12 protein-coding genes are annotated in these 19,085 nt (G+C 43.1%); 4 read left to right on the top strand and 8 right to left on the bottom strand.

Annotated elements, in window-relative coordinates; translation table 11 throughout:
* Nucleotides 1-6 precede the first annotated feature (6 nt).
* The 3 genes from UNH61_RS17015 (at nt 7) to UNH61_RS17005 (ending at nt 5,010) form a co-directional block, all read left to right on the top strand.
* On the top strand, nt 7-762 hold the full coding sequence (locus tag UNH61_RS17015) for a hypothetical protein (RefSeq protein WP_326993173.1): 756 nt from the start codon (nt 7-9) through the stop codon (nt 760-762).
* Complete coding sequence (locus tag UNH61_RS17010; protein WP_326993172.1) at nt 746-1,747, top strand: hypothetical protein; 1,002 nt, start codon at nt 746-748, stop codon at nt 1,745-1,747. The genes UNH61_RS17015 and UNH61_RS17010 overlap by 17 nt, the downstream gene beginning before the upstream one ends.
* A 1,322-nt stretch (nt 1,748-3,069) precedes the next feature.
* On the top strand, nt 3,070-5,010 hold the full coding sequence (locus UNH61_RS17005; RefSeq protein WP_326993171.1) for a carboxypeptidase-like regulatory domain-containing protein: 1,941 nt from the start codon (nt 3,070-3,072) through the stop codon (nt 5,008-5,010).
* 117 nt (nt 5,011-5,127) lie between these two features.
* On the opposite strand, the gene UNH61_RS17000 is transcribed toward UNH61_RS17005, so the two are convergent.
* The 6 genes from UNH61_RS17000 to UNH61_RS16975 form a co-directional block, all read right to left on the bottom strand.
* Nucleotides 5,128-5,601 (bottom strand): ATP-binding protein, encoded by a 474-nt coding sequence (locus tag UNH61_RS17000; protein ID WP_326993170.1) that lies wholly within the window; start codon nt 5,599-5,601, stop codon nt 5,128-5,130.
* Nucleotides 5,602-6,115: 514 nt separating this feature from the next.
* Entirely contained in the window at nt 6,116-6,880 is a 765-nt protein-coding gene (locus UNH61_RS16995; protein ID WP_326993169.1) for a hypothetical protein, read from the bottom strand.
* 275 nt (nt 6,881-7,155) lie between these two features.
* Complete coding sequence (locus UNH61_RS16990) at nt 7,156-8,136, bottom strand: nitrilase family protein (protein ID WP_326993168.1); 981 nt, start codon at nt 8,134-8,136, stop codon at nt 7,156-7,158.
* Nucleotides 8,137-8,207: 71 nt separating this feature from the next.
* A complete protein-coding gene (locus UNH61_RS16985) occupies nt 8,208-9,017 on the bottom strand; it encodes a helix-turn-helix domain-containing protein (protein WP_326993167.1) in 810 nt (269 codons plus the stop codon).
* A 48-nt stretch (nt 9,018-9,065) separates the two neighbouring features.
* Nucleotides 9,066-9,803, bottom strand: coding sequence for an SDR family oxidoreductase (locus tag UNH61_RS16980; protein WP_326993166.1), 738 nt, complete (start codon nt 9,801-9,803; stop codon nt 9,066-9,068).
* A 65-nt stretch (nt 9,804-9,868) separates the two neighbouring features.
* Nucleotides 9,869-10,741: a helix-turn-helix transcriptional regulator gene (locus tag UNH61_RS16975; protein ID WP_326993165.1), complete on the bottom strand. Its 873-nt coding sequence runs from the start codon at nt 10,739-10,741 to the stop codon at nt 9,869-9,871.
* 608 nt (nt 10,742-11,349) lie between these two features.
* Between UNH61_RS16975 and UNH61_RS16970 the strand changes: the two genes are divergently transcribed.
* The gene (locus UNH61_RS16970) at nt 11,350-13,944 is read left to right on the top strand and encodes a c-type cytochrome (protein WP_326993164.1); all 2,595 of its coding nucleotides are present in this window, start codon (nt 11,350-11,352) and stop codon (nt 13,942-13,944) included.
* Between the two features lie 139 nt (nt 13,945-14,083).
* Here UNH61_RS16970 and UNH61_RS16965 read toward each other — a convergent pair whose 3' ends face one another.
* Complete coding sequence (locus UNH61_RS16965; RefSeq protein WP_326993163.1) at nt 14,084-16,555, bottom strand: hypothetical protein; 2,472 nt, start codon at nt 16,553-16,555, stop codon at nt 14,084-14,086.
* 54 nt (nt 16,556-16,609) lie between these two features.
* Nucleotides 16,610-18,868, bottom strand: coding sequence for a hypothetical protein (locus UNH61_RS16960; protein ID WP_326993162.1), 2,259 nt, complete (start codon nt 18,866-18,868; stop codon nt 16,610-16,612).
* Nucleotides 18,869-19,085: the final 217 nt, after the last annotated feature.

Raw genomic sequence — 19,085 nt, 5'->3', positions numbered from 1 at the left:
TGGCTAATGAGTCTGTTGTGCTTTGAAGTACACGCACAGCAAGGATTTTCCTGTTATCCATTAAAAGTATATTTTGAACAGGGGCCAGGTGCCATCTCCCGTCAGAAGATCACGCTGATCAATCCAGGTGAAAAAGAAATGCAGATAGCTGTTTCGGTAGGCAACTGGCTATACGATAGCATTGGCAGGAATATATTCCCGGACACGGCATCTTCACTTTCCTGTCAGAGTTGGATCAAACTTTTGCCGGGGGGCTATATTGCCATTCCTCCGGCATCGCAGCGGGAACTGACAATAGAGCTGACTACCCCCGATACCGTTTCTGCCAGTCGACCCTTCCATACGGCAATAGTTTTTCTCACCCAGCTTATTACCAAAGAGAAATCCGGTGTTCCCGGTGCAGCCATAGATATTGCAGTAAGGGCAGGTATAAAAATATACAATACGGCTCCTTCCTTTCCCAGGAAAAATGAGATAGAACTGCTTGATTTCACCAGGGCTGACAAGACAATGGAAATTTCTTTTCGTAATAAAAGCCCTATCTGTACCGATGGTAAAGTGAAGTTTGAATTGCTGAATATGAAAACAGGACAAACTCAGCAGATTGGTTATCCGGACTTTTACACTCTTCCGGGAAATTTCAGGAGAATTTCCTGTCTGCTGCCAGCAACATTGTCGGCAGGCCATTATATGGCAACTGCCATTATTTATTACGGCTTATATAATGAAGTTAAATTAGCAGAGCTTGAATTCGATTATTAGATATTTGCTGGGAGTACTACTGATTGTCCCAATAGGGCTCCGCGGACAACAATGCCCAACGATAGCCGGCTATAGTGGAACGCCATTTCAGTTCTCGACATATAGCCAGGTAATGGCTGGCGGAACCGCGGATCAGTATCTCAGCGTGCAATTTAACCTGCCTTATGGGGCCAATTGTCAGAACTGGTCACTTCGGGTCCAGGCACTGGATGATTTCAGGAACGGTGCTGCTACCGTGCCAGCCGGAGCTATATCGTTGAGCTTTAACCGAAGCAATGGAGGACCGGCTTCTGCTGATATTGGGGCGAGACCGGGAGGTGTGAATCTTAGCAAGACCTCAGTAACGCTGATTAGCAGATCCCCGGCTGTGTTGAAAACTCCTGATTATTACTATTTTGAATTGAAGTATGATATGGTGTTTAGCGGAGGGGCGCCTTTTCTGGTACCCAATGGCACTTATTCTACTCAGCTGGTATTTCAGCTTTATAACGCCGATGATGTGCTGGTATCTCAAAGCCCTGCAATCAATGTACAGTTTTTAATGAACTCCAGCAACAGTTACATGTTTTCTTTACTTATGCAGAACGGAGGAGAACAAGCCAATATTGCATTAAATACTGTTGCGCAATATCTGAATGGGGTTACGACAGAACAAGTGGATGCTTTACAGGTGACCGCTTATCAGCCTTATCAATTGATTGTGAAAGCAGCCCAGGCAAATTTTACCAATTCATCTACTACTTATCAGTTGCCGGTTAGTGTGGTTTCAATTGCCGTAAAACCACATCCTTCACAAAGTTATATTACCAACTATACCCTTTCGCTATCTGCAACAGATCAGGTTGCTCTGATCAACAACCAGTCCAGCAATCCTCCACAGAATTTCAATATTCAGTACCTGATAGCCGGAAGAAACGATATTGTAATACAGGCGCCTCCAGGTCGCTATTCAACTACCTTGTATTTTACCGTTGTTGCACAGTGAATTTATATGTCACTATGCGTAACATTTTCCATTGAGGATACTTAATCTGATGTCAGATACTTCGCTCTCAAAATGGGAGTGTGAAAACACTCCCTTGGTATTTCTGTGTTGTCGTTGATAGACTACTTTCCTGACCGGTATATTACCATCTTTTCAAAGCCCGTCTAACGCTTTGAAATCCGACAATTCGAAATGTGGAGACAAAGATTTGTCTCTGACAGTTTCCTCTGTAAGGGGATCGAATGTTACTTCATATCAATAGTGCACTGGCACGGTATTAATCTTTTTCCGCCTTTATGGAAACGACCGAGAAGACCAAAACATCACACCGAATTAAAAAAAGAAAGGGATTGTTGGGCTAGCAGTTTTATTTGTAGAAAAAGAATATGCACAGATATGGATTCCCGGAGACTGCTGGTTGTGGTAAGCCGTTAGCGTTACAATTTTATGGTTTTTCAAATAATTGTTATAGAATATCTGCCGCATACAGGTTAATCAGCTTTTACTGAGATACGAAATATACGTGTTGAAATTTACACAATCGTCAGAGTTATGCGGTTAAGAAAGATCGCATATTTTAATTCTGATTAGTGATACTCTCAACGGTGCGTTTATTCTCCATGTCAGAAGGTAATATGATTTGCCTGTTTCTTTTGTGTGGGCTTATTGGAAGCGCCTTCAATCGCCTTTATTGTTTCTTCTTCTGCATTTAATCGCTTCCAAATTTCTACCGCATATGGAATTCCGGAATTTTTCCTCTATGTAGCGAGCGGTGTTTTTGCTACGATCTCCGCACTTCCCCCGTCGTCCCCATTTTCTATTGGCAGGACTGCTGGCCCTTTTAACGGCAATGCTGACGGTGGGTATACAGGCGTTGAAAGCTGCCAATATCCATCCACTGAAATGTCTTAGGGATATGTAGCACAGCTGAGCATTTCTGTACTTGGAAGGAAAATCGACTTAACACGTGCCGCCATTGTTGTTAACCCCGGCCAATTAATTATTGAAAGTTATCCCCTGCCTGAACATTATATCTTAATGCACCGGAACTACACGCCTTATGTATGTATTTTGAAAATGAAACAGGTCCGCGCATACTACATAGTTACCAGGATAAAAATCATTTTTAGGTGCTTAGCCCTATTAAGCATGTTTTAAGCGTCAGAAATTAATGGGCAGAGATGAATCAGGTTAACGCAACGTGTTAAAGTATAGTTATAATGCAACTGATTGTTGCATTGATTTTAATTAATGAACTATTTTCCAATCGTATTATGGATATTTAATTTAATCGTCCGTAAAGATATTTGTTAATAATGTTTATGAGATCAGTAGTTATATTTCTTTTGCTAAACTTCTTGATCCTTGACGCTTTTAGCCAGGAAAATACCGATGGGAAGCCTTTCCCTGATACTTATAGTGTTGGTTATAAGGAGTACAGATCAATAGATTCATCAAGACGATATAAGCCTGGCGTCGGCAAGGATAGCAGATTACTTTTTCGTCCACTCGAATTTGATACCTGGTTTCCATCAAAAGGTACTTCCCGCGATTCGTTGATGCCTTTCCGTTATTTTGTATCCTTGTTTGAGGCAAGGGCTGGTCGTTTTCAGGATAGCATAAAACTGGATGGATTAACGGATGAAATGATGCATTATTTCAGCGCTAATGGTACTAAGATAAATGCAGGAGATCTATCCCATTTACAAACACGCAGCCATTTGAATGCGGAGGAAGTAAAACATAAATTCCCCCTTATTATTTATATGTCCGCATTTAATGGTATGAGCTATGAGAATATATCGTTGTTTGAATACCTCGCAAGCCATGGCTATATAGTGGTTGCCATTAGCTCTATAGGCCGTTATCCGGGAAATATGACTACAAAGTACGCTGATTTACTGGAGCAGGTAAATGATGCAAAAGCTGCTTTAACGCATTTTCTGCACAATGAAAATGTTGATACTTCAAAGATCGGTGTAATGGGTTATAGTTATGGGAGCTTAGGTGCCAGTGTATTGGCTATGCAAAATAAGTCAGTGCAGGCATTGTTGTCGTTGGATGGATCTGAAGTGCATTACTATGGGGGAGAGCAGGAGGAAGATCTGGATTTTGATACATTGAGGAAGTGTACTTTTTTTGACCCTGCGGCATTGCAATTGCCATATGCTTATCTTGAGAGTGATCATAAATTGGAGAATAGAAATGTGGATAGTGTTTATCATTTGCAACCACTATTTGCTACAAAAAAGTATTATCTCCGGCTTTTAAACACTGATCATGAAGATTTCAGTGGCCTGTCAGCCTTGTCAAATGTTAATACGAGCGATAAGCGTCCATATGATTTGGTGAAAAGGTTGGTATTGGATTACTTTGATCAACATCTGGGGGGTAGGAAATCTACTTTCGATAATAATGTAGTTGCGGTAATAAAAGCTAAATCAGGCACTTCTTCATTTATCAAGGTAGAAAAAAAAGCAAGCGATAGCATCGGCTGGCTGGTACTGAAAGGAAAGATAGTAACAGAGAATAATAACCCGATATCATATGTCAATATAGGAATTCCTAAAGGCAACATTGGTACGGTATCAGGTGAGGATGGCGTGTTTTCGCTACGTGTGAACAAATCATTGCTTAATGATAGTGTCCGCATATCATCAATAGGTTATAAGCAAAAAAGCTATGTGGTAGAACAATTATTATCCGCCTTATCTAATCAACCTGTTATTACATTAAGCGGGAAGGATGAGCAGTTGCGGGAAGTAATTGTAACCGCAGACAATATCCGCCTGAAGACAGTAGGTAATACCAACAAGTCCAGATTTATTAGTGTAGGATTTCCATTGCGGGAGCTTGGAAGTGAGCTGGGAGTAAAAATTTATTTGGGAAGAAAAGATGTGTTACTGCGTGCCTTTAATTTTAATATTTCTGAGAATCGTCTTGATAGCGGCATTTTCAGGATAAATATTTATGCAGTGAAAGAAGGGATGCCAACAGGAAATTTGTTACAGCAGAATATAATTGTGTCGATAGGCAACAAAACGGGAGCGTATAAAATAGATCTTACCCCGTATCATCTGCAGCTGAAAGGAGAGGTTCTTGTTTCACTGGAATGGTTAGCAGGCACTGCAGCGGTCAGCCATGGTGCTATCTTCTTTTCTGCAGGGTTTTTAAACTCGAGTACCTATCACCGGAAAACAAGTGAAGCAGCCTGGACACGTACAAAGGGAATGGGAGCCGGATTTAATCTGGTAGTACAGTAAAGTGATTAACGTAGGTTCGTTTTTTGAAATACGTATGCCTATTTAAATACTTTAGACACATTGTCTCTATTGCTAACAAAAATGCCCCCAACTGACACTCTACTAAAATATTTTTTTCTAATCTACGTTATTAGAGGTTATTTCAAATTGGTTTTCTTGTTCAGGGATTTGAAAGCTACTTAGATATTTATTTAAGATTGAATTTGTAATCGGAAAAGCTGCATTAGCCTCAAAATTTTTATTTCTTATTTTCAATCTAGCCTTTATCACTGAAATGGAAGGATTCATATAAATAAGAAACCATTTTCCGTAATTTGTTTCCACTATTTGTTTAAACTTGTTGCGCTTTTCTTTTTGCCAGAAGCTAAAGTCAACCACTATGTTCCGCTTGGATTTTAGAAGGCTCAAAAACTGAATAAGTAGTGCTTTTTCAGCTAAACTTGATAGCTTTTTATACTCTTTTTCGGTATAATCTATTCCAAACTTTCCATAGTTATTCCAAATCTCTTCGTCGATCGATAACCTTTGAAAATTATAACCTTCTAACTTTTTTGCGAATGTTGTTTTTCCAGAACCTGACAATCCACACATTAAAACAACTTTTGGATTATGGTTACAATTTAGAATAATATCGATTACTTCAATACCTTCGCCACCCCGATTTCTTTCCCGTACTTTATACAGGTTAACGAGCTTTTACTAAGATACAAAATAAACATACAGAGATTGATATGGGATCAAGTTGAATTCTTGAGAAATATAGTAACAGTTCTCCTGGTATGGATGAAGAACAATCGCTTACATCCATACAAGCCAGTGCGGCAGCATGAAGGAGTGATAGGAGAAAGGGGGAGGATTAATGGGAGAATGATGCAGGTAAGGTGGAGTTGATCTGAAGATGGATTGATGATGTGGTGGATGATAGTTTTACCGGGTATAATAGTGCAGTGAGGTATCGGCTATTTTTCTAAGCAACAATCAGGCATATAGCTGTAAAAAAGGCCGGTATTGATACATCCGGACATGGGTATCCATGAACCAATTCCCTGTAAATAATATAAGAACAGCTGATAACAATCTCCGGTCAGGAAAAAGCTATACCTGTTCATTCCCGTTGTAAGGCTAATGAAGAGTAGCCAATAGCAGGACCCTTAAGTAGCGGTACGTCCTGGTACAATGGCCATCGTTTCAATAGTGGCTTGCTGTGTTTTTTACGGGCTTGTGGGGCTGGAGATGCAGCTGTAGTTACAGCGATCACTTCTGCAGTCATGTATTTGCTGTTGTCGGTAACCAGGTTCCCCTGGAAAGCGCGTACCTGTAATACGACGATCCCTGTTCCTTTTCCCGGAACGGTCATGTTCAGTTCCATGCCATCGAACGGTTTACTGAGGTCAATCATCTTTGTGATGGAGACTATGGGGGTAACCCGCCGGTGGGCAAAATGAGCCCGCACAGCGATGGCTTTTATCTCAAAATGGGTGAATCCGGACAATCGTGATAATTCCTGTGCAGGAATTTGCAGTATGCCATCGGGTGTGAATATGGGGGAGTGAGAGAAGAATTTCTCCAGGCCGGTGTGCCGGTTGAACCGGTATCCTTTTATGCCCTGTACGCCGGATTGTATCAGCACTTTGTTCAGCCGGTTTACGAAAGCGCCGTCGCAATGAAGATCCAGGTGGGGGGCGAATGCTTTACGTATGAGGCGGCCTTTACGACTGGCAATACCAAAATTGCGGGCAGCCTGCCGGGTGGCCGTTGTTTGTTTTACCCGGGCAGGCATACTACGCAGGAAGTGAACTCCATTGCGTTCGTAGCCAATTACATTATCCAGCCTGCCGGTAAAGAGGAATGGGCCTGTTTGCTTTGCCATGTTACCTACATTTTTCTTAAAGTTATGACAACCGGGGGATCAGCTTCCGTGATTTCTTTAGCAATTATCAAATGTGTCTGGCCGGGGCGTTAGCGTATATTCAACGGGAGGTAACCCAGAAGAGGGAATTGTTCAGTGCTGATTACACGGGTATTAGAAGATTTCGAAAAGTTGGATGGCAAACTATTACAGGTCGCCTGCCCTCAAGAATTTAACTTGATCCAGAACCGTGGCACTTTGTATTTTCAAAAAAGTGCCACGGGATTCGGTGTGCTTCATTGTATAAAACCAGGCTGGTTTGTTTCCTTTGTTTCATTCAGCCAACTCACTTTCTGGCTTGATGTGTGTGGCTGAGTTAGAACAGGGGCATATAATGAAGGGCGGCGGGCCTGTTTATAGCGGAAGCCGCCAGCTTGCGTCAGTTTTTCCGGGGTTAGTAATGCCATGGTTACATCATTGTCCAGAGCACGGCACTCCGCCAATATGTCTCCAAAGGGATCGAGTATCATAGAGCAGCCGTTTTTCAATTGGTCGTGGTCCATTCCTATCGCATTAGCAAAAACTACGTAAAGACCATTATCGTAGGCCCGCGCTGGTAACCATTTCATCAACCAGCTTCTACCTTTAAGGCCGTCGAATTCCTGACGCAGTGAAGTAGGGTTCTGTTTTCTGTTGAACCAAAGCTTCGGTTCTACAAAACCTGCGCCGGGCCGAGGCGATGGTGTACACATTGTAACATGTGGCATAAACAGTATATCGGCACCCAGCAGGGAAACAGCCCGTACATTCTCAATAATATTATTGTCATAACAAATCAGTATGCTGCATTTCCATCCCAGTAAATCAAACACCACATATTCATTACCAGGCTCTAAATGGGGATTAATGAAAGGATGCAACTTACGAAAACTGGCTATCAGACCAGTTTTATCCACGCAAACATAGGCTTTGAACAGGCTGTTTTCGAGATCCTTCTCAAACAGCCCGGCCAGTATGGCAATGTTATGTCTGGCTGCTATTTTTTGCAGATATTGTACGCTGGAGCTTTCTGGCAGATATTCCGCAATATCCAGCATTTGCTCTCTTGATAATTCGCGGGAAAAAGTATAGCCGGTAATCGAACATTCATGAAATGCAATTACCTGCGCCCCGTCAGCAGCTGCCCGGGCCGTGAGTTGTTCTATGATGGAGAGGTTATACTGCTTATCTCCGCTTTTGTGCTCAAACTGTGCTGTCGCAATAGTAATGGGTTGCATAATATCAATTTTAGACAACGCAAAAATATTTTTACTTAAGCCCCTGGAATTGTACAAACCCGACGTTCAAATTATGCGTTTCCGTCAACCAGGCGGATGAAGTTGAGTGCGAGCCGAATAGTGCTGCCGAGATATTGTTTAGGCGGAAGTCCTGCCTGCTTTTTGAATTCCCTGATGAAATGTGCCTGGTCGAAATAACCGACGTCGTAAGTAATATCAGTCAGTCGTTCATGAGTCGTTTTATGCTGCAATAGTTTAAGTGTACGCTGTAGTTTGACAATGGCTGCAAATTGTTTGGGACTTAGGCCTATATATTGATGAAACAAACGTTCCAGCTGCCTTTCACCTATTCCCGTTCGTTGTGTAAGTTCCTTTACAGGAAGCGAGCCACCGCTCTGTTGCAGCAACTGCAGAACAGAGATGACGCTTCTATTAACAGGCGAAACGTTTTGTAAACGCTTCAGCAAAAAGAAATCCACACATCTGATGCGTTCTTCAGTATTGCGGGCCTGGTTTACCTGTTCGTCCAACAGCCTGCCATCACTACCCCAAAGGTCGGAGAGACTAATGATATGATTACTTAGTTCATGTGCAGCCATACCAGTTAGCCCATGTATGCCTGCTGGTTGCAACACCACTACCAGCAGGTGCAGGTTGCCTGAAAAGCTAACGTCCCGGAAATGCCTGATGGGACCATAATAGAAACTGGTTTGCATAACGGAGGGCTGATCTGGCGCAGCAGCTGTGGAGTTATAATACAAGACCAAGCCTGTGCTGCCATCAGGTAGCAGACGATGTTGGAAGGATCCAGGCTGCGAACTCTCCAGCACCAGATAATGCCGGATAATCGACATAAGTTGTATAGATGGTAGTAGTTGCATCCTGACTGGTTTGTGGTACGAAGTTCGTTTTTTTTTACTACTCCTCCGTTACCAGGGTATTTCTCCTGTTTCAGGATTATTTTCCTCACTGAAGAATTTTCCCGTTGGGCCATCATTGTCAATCAGGGCATATTTTACTATCCGTTTTCCGGCATCTTTAACAGTTCCGGGCCCACGATGTCCATTGAAATCTGTTTTTGTATATCCCGGGCAAACGGCATTTATTTTGAAGTTGGTATTTTTTAATTCGTATGCCAAAACAACAGTGTACATATTCAAGGCTGATTTTGAAGAAAGATATACAACACCTTTGTAATCGTAATATTTATATGTTGGGTCGCTGTGTAGGGTAATTGAGCCCTGACTTGAACTTACATTTACAATACGAGGCGCCGACGACTTCTTCAATAAATCAATAAATGCTTGTGTAACTCGCACCACGCCGTAAATATTTGTATCATAGGTTGCTTTAAACTGGTCAATAGTTGAGTCGAGTGCCGTTTGCGGGTAACCACCATAAATACCCGCATTGTTAATCAGTATGTCTAACACTTTTGTTTTTTTACCTATTTCTTTACGGGCTTTAATTACTGATTCGTCGTCTGTAATGTCGAGCTGAATAGCTTCTACATTGTTTAATCCCTTCGCTTTTAATTTATCAACAGCTTCAACACCATTTTCTAAATTACGACTGCCGAGGTAAATATAAATTCCTTTTTGAGCAAGTTGTTGTGCAACTTCAAAGCCAATGCTTTTGTTAGCTCCTGTTACTAATGCAAATTTCATTTCCTGTATGGATTTTATGAGGCAAAAGTAGAGGACCAAAAAATAGCGGAAATGGACAATTCATTTTATTTTCCCGACAAATCTTGCCTGGGCAAAAATTCACTTGCGCTTTTTCCTGTACTTTTTTTGAAAAGCCTTGAAAAATAATCAGGGTCATTAAAGCCCAATTCGTAGGCTAATTCTTTGATGGAAATATTAGAATAACGTAATCTTCTTTGAGCTTCCGCCATCAAGCGGTTAATAAAATAATCTTTGGGAGATGTTCCTGAGTATTCCTTTACAATCCGATATAAACTGTTTGTAGATAAAGCTAATTTTTCTGCAATTGCGTTGATAGAAGGTTGCTCTGTAAGGTACGTTTCCACGACTAATTTGAATTCGGTAAACTTTGAAAGATTAGTGTTTAGGATATTAACGGGCTCTTTGTTTTTGAAATAAGCACTGTTTAGTTCTGATAGTAATGAGTTCAAATAAGCTAATATTATTTCAGCATCTGTCTCACACTTATCTAAGTGAAGTATCTGATTTAAAATTCCGAAAACCTTTATTACTCTTTCTTTTGCCGCACTGTCAAGAACTATGGTTTGTGCGTTTAAAGGGTTGACCAGAAAGGGGAATTGCTGTGGCAATAATGCCAGTGTATTTTCATCAAACAGCAGCTTGAAATATTTAAGATTGTCTGTTTTAGCGGGAGGTGTAAAAATTTGATTGGGCATTGCAAAAAGCAAGTGCCCGTCTGTAAGTGTAAAGTCTTGTAAGTCAAAATTGTATGTAATTAAACCGCTTTCGATTAATATGATAAAATAAGAAGATAATCTGCGAGGTTGCAGCGCTTTTTTTTGAATATCAGCTGAATGATAAGGATTGCTGTCTGAGCGAATCTTTATTCCCAGCTCATCATTCTGTAAGCCCTCATGTTTTCCTTTTTGTACTTGCATATTATTTGCTCAAAAGTTTGTAAGGCGTCGCCATAAATGACCGCTAACTTGTGATTGGATTGTTACAAAATTCGCATTCTTTTTTTATTTCATCATTACTTTTTTATCCCGCGAGGAGCATGGTTTGTAAGTAGATCCCCTTTTGAAGAGTATCATTTAGCCCTCTGCTTAAGATGACTAAAGAGCGTGGAATAGAAAATGCCTGGCTGGCAATCGATATCGGTGGTATGCAGACGTCTGAGGCAATAGTATCCTAAAGTTCGCCTGCCTTTTCTTAAGAAATTATCATGTGCCATGATCAGTCTATTTAGTGCGAAAATAACCGTGGGCAACCGAGAATATCACATCAATAATTGATAATATACCGGTCATTTATTATTGGACATTCATTTAGTTTTGATTCCCGATACTATAAAATATTGTCTGGGCCGGAACAGCATGAGTATAACAGAAAGATTGGCGCAAGTCAGCTTCATTACAGGGATTAGTCAGTGTCCTTAATGTAAGCTCAGGGCTGGAGCGCTTTTGCTCCGGAATTATATGTTTATCATGATTAACAATCACCGGTATGTTTTGATGATACTGGTCAGCACATCCATCTTATTTCTATGAAGAAAAAAGTTATTGTTCTTTTTCTGGGTACGTTGGCGACCCTCCTGGTTTATCAATGCAGCATTCCTAAGCGAAGCATATCTTCAAAAACAGAAAAGCCCGGAAAATTAGCAAGGGATTCCGCCGGAAGAATTATAGTACAGTCCAATCCGGGCGGTGAATACATGTCGCCGGAGAAAAGTCTTGCGTCTATCTATGTTCCCGAGGGATATCATTTGCAGTTGGTTGCAAGTGAACCCATGATCAAAGAGCCAGTAGCAATTGCCTGGGATGGAAATGGCCGTATGTTCGTATCGGAAATGCTGACCTATATGCAGGATGTAGACGGGTCGAAGGAGAATGCTCCGCTTTCAAGAATTTTATTGCTGGAAGATACCAATGGAGATGGCGTCATGGATAAGAGCACCGTTTATATCGACAGTCTTCTGCTCCCGCGTATGATACTTTGTGTAGGAAAGAAACTGTTGGTGAGCGAAACATATACTAATAATATATGGTCCTATGAAGATGTGGACCAGGATGGTAAAGCAGACAGGAAAATACAGGTTTTCGGCAACAACAAGCCGCACAGTGGAAATCTTGAGCATCAGAGAAGCGGCCTGGTCTGGAATATCGATAACAGGATTTATGTTACCTACGAAAATTTGCGCTACAGGTATGTTGGAGACAAGCTCGTGGCAGACACTATGGTAGCCGGTAATGGTCAGTGGGGAATAGGTAACGATAATTACGGCAGATTATTTTTCTCTTCCGCAGGTGGAGAAGTACCGGCATACGGTTTTCAACTCAACCCTTTTTATGGCCGATATGATGTGCCAGAGCAGTTGAGCCCCGGTTTTAATGCGGTATGGCCAATTATCGCTACGCCGGATGTACAGGGGGGAGCAGCAAGATTACGGGCCGACAGTACGCTCAATCATTTTACCGGATGCTGCGGGCAATCTATTTTCAGAGGTAATGCCTTGCCTGAAGATCTGAGGGGAGATCTCCTTATTTGTGAACCGGTTGGCCGCCTGATTCGCCGGGCCAAAGTCATCAATCAAAATGGTATTCGGGTTTTGCAGAATGCCTATGACCGGGAAGAATTTATTGCCTCCACTGACATGAATTTTCGGCCGGTGAATACTGCCAACGGGCCAGATGGCTGTTTGTATATCGTAGATATGCACAGGGGCATTATTCAGGAAGGGAACTGGACACGTGAGGGGAGTTATCTGAGAACTGAGATCCTGAAGCGCAAATTGGATAAGAATATTGGTCATGGAAGAATTTACCGGCTTGTACATGATGGGTTTAAGCCGGGACCCAGACCGGATATATTATCTCAAACCGGGAATACTTTAGTAAGTTATCTTTCATATGCTAACGGATGGTGGAGAGACAATGCGCAAAAGGAACTCATTGTCCGGGGAGATATGTCGGTGATACCGGCTTTACGGGAAACATTAACGAGTCATAACAACGAGTTGGCCCGGCTTCATGCCTTGTGGACGCTCGAGGGATTGAATGCCGTTGATAAATCGATCCTGGAAATAGCGCTAAAAGATGTTAGTGCTCAGGTACGCAAAGCGGCCATTATCATCAGTGAGCCATTTATTAAAAGTCGCCATGAAGAAACAGGAGCGTTACTGGCAGGCATGATGAATGATCCGGATGCAGACGTACAGGCGCAGTTGGTGGCTACGCTTGCCTACTACCATCCGGATGGATCAAAAGAATTACTGTCACATCTGTTGCAATCCGGAAAGAATATAAAGAACCTGACCGAAATTGCAGCGCTTATTGAGAAAAACAGAACCAGGATGGCGCCAGGAGCCGATTTCGCTGGAATAACCGAAAGTGAGAAAAAAGTTATTCTCAAAGGGCGTGAAACATTTCAGCAGGTTTGCGCTACCTGCCATGGTGAAAATGGAAAGGGGATCTCTGTTGGTGGCGCCCCCATGGCTGCACCACCACTGGCAAATTCGAAGAGGGCTGCAAACGGGAATATGTTGATCAATATTTTGCTGCATGGTCTGTCGGGCCCGATTGACGGGAAAAGTTATCCGGATGTGATGGCGCCATTGGGAGCGGTGAATAATGATGAATGGGTGGCAAGTGTGCTTAGCTATGTGCACTATCAGTTCAGGCCAGCCGGTAGCAATTTTAAATTGATCAGCCCTCAGGAGGTAAGTGAAATACGTGCTGCCACGAAAAACCGCACATCATTGTTCACCGTCTCCGGGCTTGAAAACGGGCAGGTAGCCGGGAAAACAGCCGAAGTAACAACCAATGCAGTACAAGCAGTAAAGAAAGAAATAGCACATCCAAAACAAGGAAAGGTGGCCAGTAAGGCAACTCCTGCTCCGGGTAAAAAACTGATGGCAACACTCGATTGCGCCGCCTGCCATCGCCCGGACACCAGGCTGGTAGGTCCGTCTTATAAAGCTATTGCCCGGCGGTACACTGCTACTGAAAGCAATGTTGGAAAGCTGGCAACGAAGGTAATTGCCGGGGGAACCGGGAATTGGGGCGCAACCGCCATGGTGCCCCATCCTTCCCTTAGTAGGGTGGATGCAAAGAAAATAATCCGTTACATTTTATCACTATGATTTTTTTTAGAAGGATAAGATAAACAGAATGGATAAACGAAATTCCAACGAAATCAAAAAAGAACATCATAAAATAGCAAGGCCGTTTCTACTCAGTAGAAACGGCCTTGCTGTTTAAAAATATAAATCATTCAAAACTTTACCGCCCTGCACGAATTAATTCTCCCTCGCCAACGGAACGTATTTCTATTTTCACATCAGCGCCATTTTCGCCAGAGTATTTGCCGTCGAATGTAATTTCATTTTCGCCTTTTGATAACACCGGCAAAGATTTATTCAGTTCAACAGTTTGCAGCAATTGCCATTGCTTGTTGTACAACCGTACCTTTTTTCCATCACATTTGAGGAATTGATTTCTCTTAAGGCTTACTGGTAACACCAATGCATCCTGCTGATTAATGGTAATGGTTATCTGGTCAACATCTACATCAGGATCAAAGTCTTTCCCCGGTGCGAATGAAATGATGAAAGATACAGGCTGAGTGGCGGCCGGATTATTAAACTGGAAAGTAGAGAAAACAGGTTCACCGGGTTGTTTCATTTTTTGCGTATGCCTGAAATAGGCATTGTACACCGGTGTCAGCTTGTATTCATTATTGCTGGTCATCTCCAGGTGAAATTCATGTTTCAGGCTTCTCATTTGCTCTTTCTGGGTTTCGCTGAAGATATTTTTCATGCGCGCCTGTTCCCAGGTTTTTATTAATGCAAGCAGTTCATTTTTCATTCCGTGTTTCTGCAATGTTTCCAGACTGGTCGACAAACCGAAGCCGGCATTATATCCTGCTCCCAGCGCCAGCATCCACTCTATATCTTCCAGTGTTGTTTCCGGCCGCAGACTGAACCAGCCTAGCATAGAGGGCATCAGGTTACGGCGGAAAAATTGTTGATTCTTGAGCCGCAATTGCAGCTGACTTTCTCTGAAGCCGGCATACCAGGGTTCTCCCCAATTCATCCTGGTATAAATATGCCAGAAGTAATGAGCAGGAGTGCTGGCATCGTTGATAACTTTTCCCTTTAGTTCGGGTTTCAGATTATCGTACCATGTTTTAGTAAATAACTGTTTGGCATATTGGCCCATTCCGGATGAAAAGCAACCCTCGAGGCCATCGAAGGATATCTGCATAAGGCCTGTTTCATTGAAAAGGCGGGCAATGGTTTTCGCCATTTCTTCCTGCAGCGCGTAGCTGGTAAGGAATACTTTGTAGGGATGATCCATCAGCTTACCTACAGAATCGTGCTGTAGATGAGCGGCAGCCCTGGTGCCAAAGGCGCCACGCTGACAGTCGAGCAGTTTCCAGGGAGCTGTGGCAGATACGCTTCCATAGCGGATAATTTCACTACCGATGGCTACTGACTTTAATGTGTTATTTTGAAATTGATTGAAGAAAAGCGGATCTTCCACCCCAATCTCCTTTGTATTTGCGTCAATTGCTTCGCTGAGTCGTGAATAACCAACTTTCGCCAATCCTGGATCAGCCGCCGGTGTTACATATGGATCGTTGGTGGTGATAAAATTGGATAAAGTATGTACACCCAGTCGTACGCCTTCTGCTTTTGCCGTCTCAACACATTGTTTCATACTTACCCAGTTTTGTGGAAATTCATTGCTATGCAGCTTAAATTGTCCCCAGTTGTCAAAAGGATCCCCATGATAAAGATAGCGTAGGCCGGCCTGTTTCGTGACTGCTATCGCTTCTTTCAGGTTGTTGACACCAAAGCTCATGATAAGATATGATTCAGAGGCATGGATAGCCTGTTTTCCCCATTCTCCATCGAGTAGAGGATGTGGTAATCCTTCTTTCAGTTCAATTTGTGATATGGTAGGCAGAACATCGGCATTGGCCACTCCGAAAAGTGCCATCTTGCTGCCAATCACGCCACCATCATGGAAGGCAGGAGCCAGGTAAGCTGTATGCCCCCAGTTTTCGATCACCCTGTCTTTGCTGCGGTTGCGGCAGTAAGCCTGTAACGAAGCTCCGTAAGCAGTAGGGCGTGCTACATCTCCCCTGAATAACTGTTTGTGCAGATCATCTTCTTTTACATCCACTTTATTCCCTCCTTCAAACACATCGTAGGATGGTTCAATATCACTTTCTGCATTTGGGTATCCTCCCAGTGTTTTTACGTTGAGGGCCTGAATACCGATGGCAAAATCTTTGCTGCGCACAACGCCTACCACCTCGCCTATCGTATCAGCTATTGTAACAGGATAGGGGCCCCACAATAGCAGGTCCACTTTGTCCTGTGGGGTTAGTTGTATCAGTTCGAAAGAGATATAGTTATCGTTGCGTTGCACTTTTACTTTTGCCTCAACACCGGTCTGCGGGTAAGATAGCGCCAATTCTGAGTTTTTGGCGTTCCAGGTGCAACTGCCGGGAGTGTAAATATTTCCGTCTTTCATGATGCTGACCAGCGCAGTGGCTTTGTCTGCAAAGAGAAATTCCTGCTGTGGGGAGAGACGCTTCATACTGGTTAGCTTTCCTGAATTATCCAGCTGAATACTCCATTGTTTGGTTTTGAAAGTTACCTGTGCTCCGGCAGTCTGTATAGCTATTTTTGTTAAAACAACCCCTGAGAGCAGCAGGATTTTTAGTAGACGTTTTTGTATCATTTTGATAGTTTATAAACATGAAATGGGCCGCAGCAAATACCTGGCGGGCGAATCTTATTTGCCTGTTACTTTCGTGAGATAAAGTGTTTCATTTTTATGTGTGTGGATGGTCAGCCTTTTTCCTGCCAAAATGTGGACGGCGCCGTTGTTGCGCCTTACAGCAACAGATTGCTGAGGCCATGGATTCTCCAGCACCAGCTGTTTTCCCTGTTCACTCTTAACAGTAATATCACCAACTTCATCATTCACCATGCGGGCAGATACCAGGAACGCCCCCATGGTCCGCAATTGCCAGAACGCTGCATTGTGGTGAACAGGCCATACAGGGAATATACGTAACACTCCCTGGTTACTCATGCACATCATTTCATTGATGGTAGCAGGCACAGTACTGCAGTTTTCTATGCCATGCGGGTTGCCATACTGAAAGCCATTGGGATAGGTGTGTAAACTATATTTATGCAGATAATGCCAGATGCTGTCAACCGGATATCCAACGCTTACTGCTGCTGGAAAAAAGCTGTTACTGCCATTATTATCCAGCCATCTATGCATATCGTCAATGGTATTCCTGGCTGTTTGCAGTAACGAAGCATCACTTTCAAGCCCGATTTGTCCTGCCGGAAATATGTGCTGGATACCAAGACTATTATCGCCCCACCAGGCAGTTCCCTCTTCTGTATACCGGAAAACCATATGCCCGTTTCTCATTTGAGTAGGATAGTGGGAGAGGTGGGTAAGTACACTGTCCCAATGGGGACGATACAGGCTGTCTGTCTGCAGAAACCGGCTCATGTCTATAGCCGTTTGTAAAGCCAGTCTTGCCAGTCCCAGCGAGAGCACCGGGTTTTTGTCTCCGATGGTGCCTTCATGAACGGCATCATTTAATATAACATACCTGCCATTCTCCCACGCAGGATATTGCGCCCAGAATTGTGCAACAGCTTTTACATACGGATAAACCTTTTCCGCATAGGTTTTGCGATAGGTGTAATAGAACGCAGGGGCTATGTTAACAAGGCCATAAGCGGCATTCGTCTTTTGTCCAAAAAACAAACCTTCATCTTCCACGTTACCGCTTTCGATGAAGTGATGGGCATGTTCTTCCATCAGTTGATTTCTCCTGGTGGTTTCCATTCCCAGGGGGCCTATACCCACCGGATATAGGATACCATCATTTATACCTGTTATTTTGCGGGAATAATATTTGCCTCTCTCCATAAAATCGAGTAGGGGCGACTCATAGGGCGCTGCCTGTTCCAGGTGATTCGAACTATATAATGCATAATACGGCGCCATATAGTTATAGTTGAGATGATAATCTCCATTCCAGGCTGGTATTTCCCTGGTTATCCAGCTGCCAAAAATAGAAGCAGGGAATTGTGGATCCCGGCTGCAGGAAGCAATCGTATAATGGGAAAGGTAATATTGTTTGTTCAGCAGACTATCGCCGGTATCTACATAGGATTCGTGCCAGAACTTTGCCCACCAGGCAGTATGCGCTTTATACACGGCTATGAGATTGTTCGGAGAGCGCTTCGTTACGCTGCCCATTACTTTTTGTGAAAAATTTTTCCCTTTAACACTGCCTGATAATGCACAAACAATCGTTACTGATTCGCTTTTCTGCAGCAGGAAGTGGTTATCGTTTCTTCCAATGATTCTGCAGGCGGCTGCTGCAGCGGTAGCAATGGCAACATCACGAACAAATCCCCTGGTTATCCATTGTACGGAAGCATGCCGGCCGGCTGAAGTGGTGTCTTCATACTTTCTTTCCAATGGGTAATGTATATTAAACTGATCTTCCTGTGGTAAAAGCAGATTGGCAATGCCCGCCACGGGCGTCTTTCCAGTATTTTGAATCCGGACTACCAGCAAGTCTTCCGTTGCGCTGAGGTAAGTGGTGAGCAACACCGCAGTATCGCCGGAAGCAAATTTTCCGGTAGTAGTAGCATTATACAATGATTGTTCTACTTTGTAGCTGGCATTTCTCAATGCAGGTATTGATAATTGTAACTTTCCGATGACTGCAGGATAAGAGACGTTAAAACCTGATTGCAGCCGCCAGAAATCATTTCGCGCCAGGTAGAAACAAAGGCTATCCGGCCGGCCTCCCAGGGCAGCAGCGCTGTATCCGTTTCCCAGTAAAGGTGCATCTACAGCAACTGTGGAAGGAATATGAGCAGGAGGCTGCATAAAAACAGCTTTATAGCCGGATATAATTGCAGCAGCACGATCCTGTGCCACAGATAAATGTGACGCGACAAGTATATATACGCAGGAAAGCCAGGTAAGGAGATAGTATCGACGCATCTGCTAAAGTAAGTATACCCACTCCGGTCTACTACCATTATATTAACAATTACCACCTTTTTTTACACATGGATATTACAGGTACCGCTTTCCACTCTATGTTCGATATCGGATATCCCTGTTTCAAAAGCGAACACCTTCACCCGAAGGTTATTTTTATTTAATTCATTTACAGTGAGTTATCCCACGGCATCCTATTTGTTGCCGCTCGGAATTA

This window comes from Chitinophaga sp. 180180018-3 (assembly GCF_037893185.1).
GTDB lineage: Bacteria > Bacteroidota > Bacteroidia > Chitinophagales > Chitinophagaceae > Chitinophaga.
The sequence above is the reverse complement of the archived record's forward strand: the minus strand, read 5'-3'. Positions and strand labels throughout refer to the sequence as shown.